Origin of the sequence: Citrobacter freundii complex sp. 2024EL-00216, from assembly GCF_043945515.1 — a bacterium.
Lineage (GTDB): Bacteria > Pseudomonadota > Gammaproteobacteria > Enterobacterales > Enterobacteriaceae > Citrobacter > Citrobacter portucalensis.
This window is the reverse complement of the sequence record NZ_JBIMRA010000001.1, coordinates 156,380-170,241: the sequence shown is the minus strand read 5'-3', so window position 1 is coordinate 170,241 and position 13,862 is coordinate 156,380. Positions and strand designations below refer to the sequence as shown.

The 13,862-nt window shown below is 54.0% G+C and carries 11 protein-coding genes; 6 read left to right on the top strand and 5 right to left on the bottom strand.

The annotated features are described in order from the left end of the window. Window positions 1–59: 59 nt before the first annotated feature. The 3 genes from ACHHZ7_RS00785 to ACHHZ7_RS00775 all read right to left on the bottom strand — a co-directional run bounded on the left by ACHHZ7_RS00785 (window position 60) and on the right by ACHHZ7_RS00775 (window position 4,483). On the bottom strand, window positions 60–875 hold the full coding sequence (locus ACHHZ7_RS00785; protein ID WP_048235770.1) for a Cof-type HAD-IIB family hydrolase: 816 nt from the start codon (window positions 873–875) through the stop codon (window positions 60–62). Window positions 876–1,145: 270 nt separating this feature from the next. Beyond that, window positions 1,146–3,578, bottom strand: coding sequence for a glycyl radical protein (locus tag ACHHZ7_RS00780; protein ID WP_048235769.1), 2,433 nt, complete (start codon window positions 3,576–3,578; stop codon window positions 1,146–1,148). A gap of 5 nt (window positions 3,579–3,583) precedes the next feature. Further along, window positions 3,584–4,483: a glycyl-radical enzyme activating protein gene (locus tag ACHHZ7_RS00775; RefSeq protein ID WP_008784219.1), complete on the bottom strand. Its 900-nt coding sequence runs from the start codon at window positions 4,481–4,483 to the stop codon at window positions 3,584–3,586. A 132-nt stretch (window positions 4,484–4,615) separates the two neighbouring features. Between ACHHZ7_RS00775 and fsa the strand changes: the two genes are divergently transcribed. Continuing rightward, window positions 4,616–5,278: a fructose-6-phosphate aldolase gene (gene fsa, locus ACHHZ7_RS00770; RefSeq protein ID WP_003836983.1), complete on the top strand. Its 663-nt coding sequence runs from the start codon at window positions 4,616–4,618 to the stop codon at window positions 5,276–5,278. Window positions 5,279–5,363: 85 nt separating this feature from the next. Here the strand turns inward: fsa and moeB are convergent, their stop codons facing one another. Both moeB and moeA read right to left on the bottom strand, forming a co-directional pair. Then, complete coding sequence (moeB, locus tag ACHHZ7_RS00765; protein ID WP_057067348.1) at window positions 5,364–6,113, bottom strand: molybdopterin-synthase adenylyltransferase MoeB; 750 nt, start codon at window positions 6,111–6,113, stop codon at window positions 5,364–5,366. Next, a complete protein-coding gene (moeA, locus tag ACHHZ7_RS00760; RefSeq protein WP_008784221.1) occupies window positions 6,113–7,348 on the bottom strand; it encodes a molybdopterin molybdotransferase MoeA in 1,236 nt (411 codons plus the stop codon). The genes moeB and moeA overlap by 1 nt, the downstream gene beginning before the upstream one ends. Window positions 7,349–7,522: 174 nt before the next feature. On the opposite strand from moeA, the gene ACHHZ7_RS00755 reads away from it, so the two are divergent. From ACHHZ7_RS00755 to gsiC, 5 genes are all read left to right on the top strand, one after another. Beyond that, window positions 7,523–8,311 carry an aminoglycoside adenylyltransferase family protein gene (locus ACHHZ7_RS00755; protein ID WP_060682496.1) on the top strand — a complete coding sequence of 263 codons (789 nt, stop codon included), beginning with the start codon at window positions 7,523–7,525 and terminating at the stop codon, window positions 8,309–8,311. Window positions 8,312–8,502: 191 nt separating this feature from the next. Continuing rightward, window positions 8,503–9,468, top strand: a complete 966-nt coding sequence (gene iaaA / locus ACHHZ7_RS00750; RefSeq protein ID WP_060682495.1) for a beta-aspartyl-peptidase — start codon at window positions 8,503–8,505, stop codon at window positions 9,466–9,468. Then, window positions 9,455–11,326: a glutathione ABC transporter ATP-binding protein GsiA gene (gsiA, locus tag ACHHZ7_RS00745; RefSeq protein ID WP_032941808.1), complete on the top strand. Its 1,872-nt coding sequence runs from the start codon at window positions 9,455–9,457 to the stop codon at window positions 11,324–11,326. The genes iaaA and gsiA overlap by 14 nt, the downstream gene beginning before the upstream one ends. Window positions 11,327–11,354: 28 nt before the next feature. Next, window positions 11,355–12,893, top strand: a complete 1,539-nt coding sequence (gene gsiB, locus ACHHZ7_RS00740; RefSeq protein WP_060682494.1) for a glutathione ABC transporter substrate-binding protein GsiB — start codon at window positions 11,355–11,357, stop codon at window positions 12,891–12,893. Window positions 12,894–12,939: 46 nt separating this feature from the next. Further along, window positions 12,940–13,860, top strand: coding sequence for a glutathione ABC transporter permease GsiC (gene gsiC, locus ACHHZ7_RS00735; RefSeq protein WP_032942797.1), 921 nt, complete (start codon window positions 12,940–12,942; stop codon window positions 13,858–13,860). The last annotated feature ends 2 nt before the right edge of the window (window positions 13,861–13,862 follow it).

The window sequence follows — 13,862 nt, the reverse complement described above, 5'->3', positions numbered from 1 at the left end:
GAGTGAGCAAAATAGAAAAAGTATGAAAACCGGGATGAGGGATACCCCGGTTGGCAGGATTAGACGTTAAAAGGGGAGGTGTTATCCAGCACAGCCTGAATTACGTTCAGCGCGCCCTGATGGTTATTGTCGTCGGTCTGATAGCGAGCAATCGCTTTGATATTCTCTGCCGCGTTGGCCATGGCGAAAGAGTAGTGCGCCATTTTCAGCATTTCCGCGTCGTTTCCGCTATCGCCAATGGCGACTACGTTTTGCGGTGACAGGTTCCAGCGTTTAAGCAGGCGGCTGATCCCGTTGGCTTTATGTAGGCCCGGAATGATCAGATCGATAAACCCGAAGCCGCTGGTGACGGGCTTCATGATGCCGTCCAGAGCAGCATGCAGGTGATCGATAACCAATGGGATTTGTTGGTCCGGTAAATTTAGCGAGAACTTGAACAGCACATCGTCGATATCCTGATAATCCTTTACGGGTTTCAGGCGATGGTAGTGTTTTGACATCAATGCGACAAAGGACTCTGGCGCATTTTCGCTAACGTAAGCGCTTTGCAGCCCGCAAGCCACAAAGTTGAGCTGCTTATCTTTTAGCAGTTCACCAATGACAATACGGGATTCGTGGCGGGTAAGCTCGCCGTGAAACAGTTGCTTGCCATGTTCAAAGACCAAAGCCCCGTTCTCAGCGACAAAAGAAATTTCCTCTTTGAGCTCCGGGAAAAAGGAGATCAACTGGTAATACTGGTTGCCGCTGGCCACGACAAATTCGATATTTCGTTTTTTCAGTTCCTGATACTGCGCCATAAAACGTGCACGATCGTATTTCTTGGCGTCGTCGAGAAAAGTTCCGTCCATATCGGTGACGATAACTTTGATGGTCATAAAGATAGGCTCCTGGCGATTACTGCAACCAGAAACATTCTAATAACAATGTGACCTGTAGCACAAATTTAATTTCGAATGAAAGTAAAAAGCCGGGTGGTAGCTTCGCCTTACCCGGCTATGGAGAGAGTCGTTGTAGGCCGGATAAGCGTCAGCGTACCCGGCTACGGGGAGAATCGTTGTAGGCCGGATAAGCGTCAGCGCATCCGGCAATGGGTAGGGTAGCGTGCCGGATGGCGGTGTGGAATCTCATCCGGCCGACAATATTGTTTACAGCATATGTTCAGTACGCGCGATGATGTCGTCTTGCGCATCCGGAGAAAGCGCAGTGAAGAAGGCGGAATAACCTGCTACACGGACCACCAGGTCACGATATTGATCCGGGTGTTTTTTGGCTTCCAGCAGCGTTTCACGGGAGACAATGTTGTACTGAATATGCCAGCCTTTGTGCTCTTCGAAGAAGGTACGCAGCAGGATCATCAGCTTTTGCTTATCGGATTCATTTTCCAGCGTGGCCGGGTTGAGCTTCTGATTTAACAGCACGCCGCCGAGAATCGAACCGGTCGGCAGTTTACCCACCGAACCAATTACCGCCGTTGGGCCGAGATGGTCCGTACCGGAAGCCGGGCTTGCGCCTTCTGCCAGCGGAGTGTGTGCTTTACGGCCATCCGGCGTTGCCATCGTTGCTGCGCCGAACGGCACGTTTGCCGAAATAGACGAGGTCCCGGCGTAGTAATTGCCGCCAACCGGGCCACGTCCGTAACGCGGATTATGATATTGTTTCAATTCATCGATATAGGTCTGATAAGCGCGGGCCAGTAGCGTATCAACGCTATCGTCATCGTTGCCGTATTTCGGCGCGCCGTTGATCAGTCGTTGGCGTAACTGCTCATGGGTCAGACCGTCAAAATCATCGGCCAGCGCAGCGGCCAGCTGTTGTTGACCAATAGCGCCCTGTTCAAAGACCAGTTTCTTCACTGCTGCCAGGCTGTTACCGAGGTTGGCAATACCCACCTGCAAACCCGATACCCAGTCATACTTCGCGCCGCCTTGCTTAATGCTTTTCGCCCGTTCAATGCAGTCGTCTACCAGCGCGGAACACAGAATATCGTGCACGTTCTCTTCCAGCATGGTGTCGACGACATACTCAATTTCTATGGATTTACGCGTGTAGTAGCGGATCTGCGTATCCCAGGCATCCATCACTTCGTCGAAATTGTTGAAGTTACCAGCCGAGAGCGCTTTTTCCTGTGGCAGAAAGACTTTGCCACTGGTGGCATCGCGCCCACCTTCCAGTGCCGCCAGCATCACGCGGGCAAAGTTAATAAAGCTCATGCCGGTGCAACGGTAGCCCCATTTCCCGCCAACTGCGGTTTCGATACACCCAATGGCCGCATAGTCATAGGCATCCTGCGGTTCAATGCCCAACTTAATGAATTCCGGTATGACGATTTCATCGTTGTTAAAGGCAGGCATCCCGAAGCCGCAGCGGATCACCTGCACGCAGGCATCAAGGAAGTCATTACTCATCCCCGCGTGATAACGTACGCTCAGGTTTGGCTGCGTAGAACGCAGACGGCCACAGGACTCCAGAATCGCGTAGGAGAGCGGGTTGACGGCATCCATCGGCTGGCCGTTGACCAGGTTTTGACCACCAATGGTCACGTTCTGATACAGCGGACTGCCCGCCGAGGCTTTCGAATGGGAGCCGGAACGGATTTTGTTCACTTCCAGCAGTTTCAACCAGCAGCTGTGCAACAGTTCAATAGCGTGCTCACGATCAAGACTCTGGTTCAGTTCAACGTCACGACGATAGAACGGGTAGAGGTATTGATCCATACGACCAAACGACACCGAGTGACCGTTTGATTCAATTTGCAGGATCAGCTGGATGAAATAGCACAACTGCAATGCCTGCCAGAACGTTTTTGGCGGTTCATGGGCGATAACATCACAGTTTTCCGCCATGGTCAGCAGTTCATCTCGACGGCTGGTGCGGGTTTCCGTGGACGCCATTTTACGCGCCAGCGCGGCAAAGCGCTCAATGTGAAGACTGACGGCTTCCAGCACGATATCAATCGCTTTCAGGAACTGATCGCCATGGAGGTCTTCCAGACATGTCAGATTGATGCGGGAGCGACGTTCATCGACTTTGTGACGCAGTCCGTCGAGACCTTTTTCCAGCAGCAGCGGGAAGTTTACCGCCAGGTGTGCGTCGCCGGAGGTCATGTTACCTTCGGCTTTGATAATGCCGGTTTCCAGCAGCCCTTTCTGCTCATCAGTGAACATCCCGTAGCAGCGATCCTGCACGGTTTGACCACGCCACCATGGGCACACCTCATGCAATACACGTTTGTTCTCTTCGCTTACCGCAAAGCCTGCGCCCGGTCTGTCGGCGAGGTCGTCGATCTCTTTTTCAATCCAGGAGACGGTGTATTCCGGGAAAATAGGCGCGGCACGCACTTCGCTTGCCTGGTTACCAATGATCAGTTCGTCATGTTTGATCCAGATGGTGCGTTCCGCCAGATGATGGGCTAGCGCCAGTGCGCGACGTACCGGGATAGGCTTATCCAGGTGTTGCTGATACATCTCGGTATAGTGCTGGGCGCGCTCGGTACAAACCGGTGGTTTCACGATGTGGATCAGGGCCGTTTTATGCGCTTTGATACGGTCGCTGAGTGTGTCCAGTTTCAGAGTGGTCATGGCAATTATCCTCGTAGGGTCGCAGTTAAACCTTTAAGGCTGGCGTACTGCTGGGCAAATTCGAGCAGTGCTGGCGCATCAAGCGGTTTATCCGGTGCGTTGTAGGGTTGACTGAGTAAGTGGTATTTGTTGATGCCCAGGGTGTGGTAGGGCAAGAAATGGATCTCACCGACGTGAAGCTCATCGGCGGCAAAATCGGTAATGGCCTGAATAGCGGCTTCGTCTGCGTTGAATCCCTGAATCAGCGGTACGCGGATAATCATTTTTTTACCGGCGGCAGCCAGTTTTTTTAGATTTTCCAGTACGCGAGAGGCACGCCCATCGGTCCATTGTTTAAACGGCGCATCTGCAACGTGTTTTAGATCTGCCAGAAACAGATCGACGTCAGGTAATGATGGTTCAATATACTTCCACGGGACATGCAAACAGGTTTCCACCGCGGTATGAATGCCTGCGTCGTGGCTGGCTTTGAGCAAAGCAGCTGCCAGCTCTGGCTGCATAAACGGTTCACCGCCGGACAGGGTGAGGCCTCCGCCACTGCGGTCGTAAAACGGTTTATCTCGCAATACGGTGGCCATGATATCGTCCACGCTTTTTACCTCTCCGCAGACGGTTAACGCCTGAGTCGGACAGCAGTCGGTCAGTACGGTGAGAGCGTCATCGGTCAGTTTTTCGCGATGAATAAGTAATCCGCCCAGCGCCCGTTCAATCACCGCGGGTGCAGCCTGAGCACAGAGATCGCAACCGTCGAGGCACAAACGCGCGTCATAAAGCAGGTCCTGCGTGCGGGCGCGGCTTTCCGGATTCTGGCACCACCGACAGCCCAGGGAGCATCCCTTAAGGAACACCACGGTACGAATACCGGGGCCATCATGCGTGGAGTAGCGCTGGATATTGAAAATCATAAGCGACCTCTCTTCTTTCGTATAAAGATTAAATTACTTTCGAATGAAAGTTATATTGACATGCGTCAACTAACCGTGAGGTTTCGCCGTGCTACCTTTTATTCATGCTAATTATTCGTTTGAGGAAAGGTTATGGAACTCTATTTAGATACGTCTGATGTTGATGCGGTAAAAGCTCTGGCGCGCATTTTCCCGCTGGCAGGGGTGACCACTAACCCGAGCATTGTGGCGGCAGGGAACCAGACGCTGGAAGTACTACTGCCGCAACTGCAGGAAGCGATGGGAGGGCAAGGGCGTCTGTTTGCTCAGGTGATGGCGACCACCGCCGAAGGGATGGTCAGCGATGCGCGTAAGCTACGGGCAATCATTGCTGATATCGTGGTCAAAGTGCCGGTGACAGCAGAAGGTCTGGCGGCTATAAAATTGCTGAAAGAAGAAGGGATCCCGACGTTGGGTACTGCGGTATACGGTGCAGCTCAAGGGTTATTGGCTGCTCTGGCGGGTGCGGAATACGTTGCGCCTTACGTTAACCGCGTGGATGCGCAAGGAGGGGATGGCATTCAGACGGTGACCGACCTGCAGACGTTACTGAAAATGCATGCCCCGCACGCCAAAGTACTGGCGGCCAGTTTTAAAACACCGCGTCAGGCACTGGATTGTCTGCTGGCGGGCTGCGAGTCCATCACGCTACCGCTGGACGTTGCTCAGCAGATGATTAGCTCTCCGGCGGTTGATGCTGCCGTCGCGAAGTTTGAGCACGACTGGCAGAGTGCATTTGGACGCACGTCGATCTGATGCTGTTGCCGGATGGCGCTAACGCTTCCCCGGCCTACGTTGGAGCCGTTGTAGGTCGGGTAAGCGTTAGCGCCACCCGACTTTTTTACTGCCCGCAAACCTCACACCCCGGGTTGCGCATCAGCTTCATTTCGCGAAACTGACAGGTCATGGCATCGTACATGACGATTTTTCCGGATGCCGGTTTACCGTAGTTTGCCAGTAGCTTAATGGCTTCCATCGCCTGTAACGATCCGATCACGCCGATCAGCGGGGCCATCACTCCGGCTTCTACGCAGGTCAGGGCATTTTCACCGAACAGACGACTCAGGCAACGGTAGCAGGGCTCACCGTCCTGGTATGTAAATACGGTAATTTGTCCTTCCATGCGAATAGCTGCACCGGAAACCAGCGGGACTCTGGCGGCAAAACATCCGGCATTCAGCTGATTGCGGATGCTGACGTTATCCGTACAGTCCAGCACCAAATCGTGTTCGGCAATAAGCGCGTGAATCTCGCTATCGTCAAGCAGCGCATTCACCGGCGTAATGGCGATATAAGGGTTAATCCGCGCTAGCGCGTCACGGGCGGATAGCACTTTGGGTTGCCCGACGGTTGCATCGCTGTGCAGCGTCTGGCGTTGGAGGTTCGACACGGAGACCGTGTCAAAGTCGAGCAGGGTTAAATGCCCGACGCCAGCGCCCGCAAGGTACTGAGTTGCTGCGCATCCCAGTCCCCCCAGACCAACGACCAGTACCCGCGCATCTTTGAGCGCTTCCTGACCTTCGAAATCGAAGCCGCGCAGAATGATTTGCCGGTTATAGCGCATCATCTCCTGGTCGCTGAGTTCCGCCATTACAGGCCTCCAAACAGTGCGTTAAACGGCTCGACCTCAACCCATTCTCCGGCCTCAACGTTACCGCGATCGCGCTCCAGCACGATAAAGCAGTTGCCCTGGCTAAAGGAGCTAAAAATATGCGAGCCCTGGTGTCCGGTGGTGGTGACTTCCAGTTCGCCTTCCGCGGTACGCTGCAATACACCACGTTGAAAATCCAGACGCCCTGGCGTTTTCTTCAGGCGTGAGGCTGTGCGCACGCGCTGGCGCGGAGGTAACCCACAGGCGGTGTTGCCGCTGAGTTTCGCCAGCAGCGGTTGCACCAGCTGATAAAAGGTGAGGGCCGCAGAAACCGGATTACCCGGCAGGCCGCAAAACCAGCTGTTGCTCAGTTTACCAAACGCGAACGGTTTACCGGGTTTGATGGCCAGCTTCCAGAAGGCAATTTCTCCCAGCTCTTCCAGAATGGTTTTGGTGTAATCCGCTTCGCCTACCGAAACGCCACCAGAGCTGATGACGACATCGGCCTGGCTGTCGGCTTCGATAAACGCGGCCCGCAGCGCGTTGGGATCGTCGCGAATAATTCCTAAGTTGATCACTTCGCAGCCCAGTTGCTGCAGCATCAGGTGAACGGTCAGACGGTTTGTGTCATAAATCTGCCCGTCGCCCAGCGGTTGACCCGGCAGTTGCAGCTCATCACCGGTGGAGAACAACGCCACGCGAACTTTGCGAACGACCGGTACTTCGGCAATGCCGAGCGAGGCCAGAACAGGAAGCTCGGCGGTTGTCAGACGAGTTCCGGTAGGGAATACCACCGCGCCGTTTGCGATATCTTCACCGCGCAGACGAATATTTTGTCCGCTGCGGACCTCGGCGGTAAAACGCACACCGTCGTCAGTTTGTTCCGTTTGCTCCTGCATCACCACCGCTTCACAACCGGCAGGCACCGGGGCACCGGTCATAATGCGGATGCAGGTTCCCGCAGGCCACTCGCCGTGGAATGGTTGACCAGCAAAGGCTTTGCCAGCCACCGCAAGAGGCTGGTCTGATTGTAAATCGGCTAATCGCACCGCATAGCCATCCATTGCCGAGTTATCGAATCCCGGCACATCAATCGGGGAGATGACGTCGGTGGCCAGAATGCGGCCAAAGCATTGAACCAACGGCAGCGTTTCGACGGCGGTGAGTGGGGTAATACGCGAAAGCATCTGAGAGAGAGCCGTTTCAAGCGGCATCAGTCCGGCGGTAAATTCCATGAGAAGACTCCTGCGGGGCAAAATCGAATCCGCTCATTATGTCAGAAAATGGACGCGGACAGTATGCTACCTCAGGCTTAGGATCCGATCTGAGACAGGTTTTCTGCCAGAGAATAGCGCTACAGGAAAAATGCAGTATAGACTCATTATTTCTGCTTTTTTCCAGGAGGCTAAATGGCTGCGACTATCCCGAATTCAATTCGACAACAGGTGAATGCCGCCAGTGCACTGATTGCGCGGATTATCGAGGGCGACCTGGTTGCTGTTCATTTGTATGGCTCTGCTGTTGAAGGTGGCTTAAAGCCCCAAAGCGATATCGATTTACTGGTTACCATTAGGCAGCCACTGAATACCCGGCAAATAAAAGATCTGATGCAGGGGTTTCTGGAAATATCAGCACCGCCTGGCAGCGTTGATAGCTATCGGGCGCTGGAAGTGACCATCGTGGTCTATTCACAACTTGTGCCGTGGCAATTCCCACCGTCAAGGGAAATGCAATTTGGCGAATGGTTGCGTGACGATATTCGCGCGGGAATTTTTGAACCGAGACAGGTGGATCCTGATCTTTCCATCCTGCTGACCCAGGCCCGGCGCGTCAGCGTAGCGTTGTTCGGTGAACCCGCTGAGACGTTATTCAACGTCATCCCTTTTAGCGATGTCTTGCAAACGTTTCGGCATATCCTTGATATGTGGCAGAAACCGGGCGATTTAGAGGGTGACGAGCGAAATATCATCCTTACTCTGGCGCGTATTTGGTACAGCGTAGTTACGGGCAATATTGTCGCTAAAGATGAAGCCGCCTCCTGGCTTATACCGCAATTACCCCATGAGTATGCTGATACGCTGCAAGCCGCACGTGCGGAATACCTGGGGTTAACCAAAAAGAACTGGGCTGCGTCTATGCCGTCTGTTGAACGCTTTGTGTTTTATGCAAAAAAACAGATTGCCGATCGGCTTGAATAATATATTCAACGATGTTGGAAGATACTCTTTCTGTTTAACTCATCTAAATAACCTGATGGGATGGGGCGTGAGGTACGGGCCTTTACCTTTACATGACGTCTGCATCTTTCTATATTCAAAAATCGAATCAATAAGTCACAGAAATTCTGATATTTATAACCCCGGTACCTGCCACCTGATGGACGAAAAAAATGGGTAAAGCAGTCATTGCAATTCACGGCGGCGCAGGGGCTATCACCCGTTCGCAGCTGAGCCAGGAGCAAGAGTTGCGTTATATACAGGCGCTGTCGGATATCGTTGAAACCGGCCAGCGGATGCTTGAAGACGGTCGTAGCGCACTGGATGTCGTTACCGAAGCCGTGCGCTTACTGGAAGAGTGTCCGTTGTTTAATGCCGGAATTGGCGCGGTGTATACCCGTGATGAAACCCATGAACTGGATGCCTGTGTGATGGACGGTAACACGCTTAATGCGGGAGCCGTCGCCGGAGTCAGCCATTTACGCAATCCGATTCTCGCGGCGCGCCTGGTAATGGAACACAGCCCACACGTCATGATGATCGGTGAAGGGGCTGAAAACTTTGCCATTGCGCAGGGTATTGAGCGCGTATCAGCGGATATTTTCTCGACGCCAGAACGCTACGCTCAACTACTGGCGGCGCGAACAGCGGGAGAAACGGTACTGGACCATAGCGCGAGCCCGCTGGATGAAAACAACAAAATGGGTACCGTGGGGGCGGTCGCGTTAGATATGTTTGGCAATCTGGCGGCCGCAACATCGACCGGGGGGATGACCAACAAATTACCTGGGCGGGTGGGTGACAGTCCGTTGGTCGGCGCAGGCTGTTATGCCAATAACGCAAGTGTGGCAGTCTCCTGCACCGGAACTGGGGAAGTCTTTATTCGTGCGCTGGCGGCCTATGACATTGCGGCGTTGATGGACTATGGCGGCCTGAGTTTATCCGAAGCGTGTGAACGCGTAGTGATGGAAAAATTACCGGCGCTTGGCGGCAGTGGCGGTTTAATTGCTATCGATCATGAGGGCAATGTCGCCTTGCCGTTTAATAGCGAAGGCATGTACCGCGCCTGGGGATACGCAGGCGATACGCCAACCACCGGTATTTATCGGGAAAAAGGAGATAGCGTTGCCACACAGTGATGAGCTTGATGCCAGCGACGTGCTGGCAGTCAGCAATCTGAATATTGCCTTTGAACAGGAGCAGCAGCGTGTCAGCGCAGTGCGTAATCTGTCATTTCGCCTGAAGCGTGGCGAAACGCTGGCGATTGTTGGTGAGTCCGGTTCAGGAAAGTCGGTGACGGCCTTGTCGCTGATGCGTCTGATTGAACAAGCAGGCGGCGAGGTAAGCTGCGATGAAATGCTGCTGCGACGCCGCAACCGGCAGGTTATTGAGCTGGGTGAACAGAGCGCATCACAAATGCGTCACGTGCGCGGTGCGGATATCGCGATGATCTTCCAGGAGCCTATGACATCGCTCAATCCGGTGTTTACCGTGGGCGAGCAGATTGCCGAGTCTATACGCTTGCACCAGGGCGCCAGTCATGAAGAGGCGATGGTAGAAGCGAAGCGGATGCTCGATCAGGTGCGTATCCCCGAGGCGAAGGCGATTTTATCGCGTTATCCACACCAGCTTTCCGGCGGTATGCGCCAGCGGGTGATGATCGCCATGGCACTGTCGTGTCGCCCTGCGGTTTTAATTGCCGATGAGCCGACGACTGCGCTGGATGTCACCATTCAGGCGCAGATCCTGCAACTGATAAAAGTGTTGCAGCAGGATATGTCGATGGGAGTGATCTTCATTACCCACGATATGGGCGTTGTGGCGGATATTGCAGACCGCGTGCTGGTGATGTATCAGGGCGAGGCGGTAGAAACTGGCAGCGTTGAACAAATTTTTCACGCTCCCCAGCATCCCTATACCAAAGCGCTGTTGGCAGCCGTGCCGCAGCTTGGGGCGATGAACGGGCATGAGCTTCCGCGCCGTTTCCCGCTCATTTCATTGCACGATCCCAGTCATGTAGAACCGCAGACCGAGCAGGACACCGTGGTTGAAGGCGAGCCTATTCTGCGGGTACGTAATTTGGTGACGCGTTTTCCTCTGCGCAGCGGCATTCTAAATCGCGTGACTCGCGAGGTGCATGCAGTGGAAAACGTCAGCTTTGACCTGTGGCCTGGAGAAACGCTCTCACTGGTGGGGGAGTCGGGCTGCGGGAAATCCACCACCGGGCGGGCGCTGCTGCGCCTGGTTGAGTCTCAGCGTGGGGAAATCATTTTCAACGGACAGCGTATTGATACCCTTGCTGCCAGCAAGTTGCAGCCGCTGCGTCGGGATATTCAGTTTATCTTCCAGGATCCGTATGCCTCGCTCGATCCGCGCCAGACCGTGGGATATTCCATTCTGGAGCCGCTACGGGTACATGGGTTATTGCAGGGCGATGCGGGATCAAAACGGGTTGCATGGTTGTTGGAACGCGTAGGCTTGCTACCTGAGCATGCTTGGCGCTATCCGCACGAGTTTTCCGGCGGTCAGCGTCAACGTATCTGTATTGCACGGGCATTGGCGCTCAATCCCAAAGTGATTATTGCCGATGAATCTGTCTCGGCGCTGGATGTTTCAATTCGCGGGCAAATCATCAATCTGATGCTCGATCTGCAGCGAGAATTGGGTATCGCATACCTGTTTATTTCCCACGATATGGCGGTAGTGGAACGGATCAGTCATCGTGTGGCGGTAATGTATCTGGGGCAGATCGTTGAGATAGGCACTCGTCGGGCGGTGTTTGAAAATCCGCAACATCCGTACACTCGCAAGCTGATGGCGGCAGTTCCGGTCGCCGATCCATCCCATCACCGTCCCCAGCGCGTGCTGTTGTCGGACGATATCCCCAGCAATATTCGTAAACGTGGCGAAGAGATTTCCCCCGTATCACTCCAGTTAGTTGGTCCGGGGCATTATGTTGCGCGTCCGCTACCAGAAAATGCGCTTTCGCGTTTATAACAGGCAGGCAGGGTTTAAGGAGAATAACATGACAAAAATTGTTGCTCGAAAATGGCTGGTTGCTGTGGGAGTGGCCTCTGCACTGGCCGCATCGCCTGGCTGGGCCGCCAAAGATGTAGTGGTGGCCGTGGGATCCAATTTCACGACGCTCGACCCCTATGACGCGAATGACACGTTGTCACAGGCGGTAGCGAAGTCGTTTTATCAGGGGCTGTTTGGTCTTGATAAAGAGATGAAACTGAAAAATGTGCTCGCGGAGAGTTATACGGTTTCTGATGATGGGCTGACCTATACCCTTAAGCTGCGCCAGGGCGTGAAGTTTCAGGATGGAACCGACTTCAATGCCGATGCGGTAAAAGCTAACCTCGATCGGGCCAGCAACCCGGAAAACCATCTGAAACGTTACAACCTGTATAAGAATATCGATAAAACCGAAGTCGTTGATCCGTCGACGGTGAAGATTACGCTGAAACAGCCGTTCTCTGCCTTTATCAATATTCTGGCGCACCCGGCAACGGCGATGATTTCTCCCGCCGCGCTGGAAAAATACGGTAAAGAGATCGGTTTCCATCCTGTGGGGACCGGGCCGTACCAGCTTGATACCTGGAATCAGACGGATTTTGTGAAGGTTAAGAAGTTCGCGGGCTACTGGCAGCAAGGACTGCCAAAGCTGGATACGATTACCTGGCGTCCGGTGACCGACAACAACACGCGTGCGGCCATGCTGCAAACTGGGGAAGCGCAGTTTGCCTTCCCGATCCCATACGAGCAGGCGTCGCTGTTGGCGAAGAACAAAAACCTGGAACTGGTGGCCAGTCCGTCTATTATGCAGCGTTACATCAGCATGAACGTCACGCAAAAACCGTTCGACAACCCGAAGGTGCGTGAAGCGCTGAATTATGCCATCAACCGCCAGGCGCTGGTGAAAGTGGCTTTTGCTGGTTACGCGACGCCGGCAACCGGCGTTCTCCCCCCGTCGATAGCCTATGCGCAAAGCTATACGCCGTGGCCCTACGACCCGGCGAAAGCGCGCGAACTGCTGAAAGAAGCAGGTTATCCGAACGGTTTTACCACTACGCTATGGTCTTCGCATAACCACAGTACCGCGCAGAAAGTGCTGCAATTTACCCAGCAGCAGCTGGCGCAGGTGGGCATTAAGGCTCAGGTAACAGCGATGGATGCCGGCCAGCGCGCGGCGGAAGTTGAAGGGAAAGCGCAGAAAGAGAGCGGAGTACGGATGTTCTACACCGGCTGGTCGGCGTCTACGGGGGAAGCTGACTGGGCGCTGTCACCGCTGTTTGCATCACAAAACTGGCCGCCAACTTTGTTTAATACGGCGTTCTACAGCAATAAGCAGGTGGACAGTGATTTAGCGGCAGCGTTGCAAACTAACGATCCGGCGCAGAAAGCGAAGCTGTACAAAGACGCGCAGGATATTATCTGGAAAGAGTCGCCGTGGATCCCGCTGGTGGTGGAAAAACTGATTTCGGCGCACAGTACACGGTTGACCGGGTTCTGGATTATGCCGGATACCGGATTTAGCTTTGATGATGCGGATTTAAAATAAGCTATTCATTCGGCCCCTTAGCACAGGGGCCGACGAAGGGAGCCTGATGCTTAACTATGTTTTCAAGCGCCTGCTGGGGTTGATTCCAACTCTGTTGATTGTTGCGGTGCTGGTATTTTTATTTGTTCACCTGCTACCCGGCGATCCGGCCCGGCTGATTGCCGGACCGGAAGCTGACGCCGAGGTTATTGAACTGGTGCGCAAGCAGCTGGGTCTGGACCAGCCGCTGCATGTTCAGTTCTGGCATTACATGACCAATGTGTTGCAAGGCGATTTTGGCACCTCGATGGTTTCTCGTCGCCCGGTATCTGAAGAGATAGCCAGTCGTTTTATGCCATCACTATGGCTGACTATTGCCAGTATGGCGTGGGCGGTATTGTTTGGTATGACGGCGGGGATCATTGCTGCCGTATGGCGCAATCGTTGGCCGGACAGATTAAGCATGACGCTGGCGGTCACCGGGATCTCGTTCCCGGCGTTTGCGCTTGGCATGCTGCTGATGCAGATATTCTCCGTTGAACTCGGTTGGTTGCCTACCGTGGGCGCAGACACCTGGCTTCACTACATCCTCCCGTCTATTACGCTGGGCGCGGCGGTGGCTGCGGTGTTAGCCCGATTTACTCGCGCCTCGTTTGTTGATGTGCTTAGCGAAGATTATATGCGCACAGCGCGGGCTAAAGGGGTGAGTGAAACCTGGGTGGTGTTAAAACATGGTCTGCGTAATGCGATGATCCCGGTGGTCACCATGATGGGACTACAGTTTGGCTTTTTGCTTGGTGGATCAATCGTGGTTGAGAAGGTGTTCAACTGGCCCGGGCTTGGGCGACTGTTGGTGGACTCCGTCGAAATGCGCGACTACCCGGTGATTCAGGCCGAGGTGCTGTTGTTTTCTCTGGAATTTATTCTTATTAACTTAGTGGTGGATGTGCTCTACGCTGCCATTAATCCGGCTATCAGGTACAAGTAAGG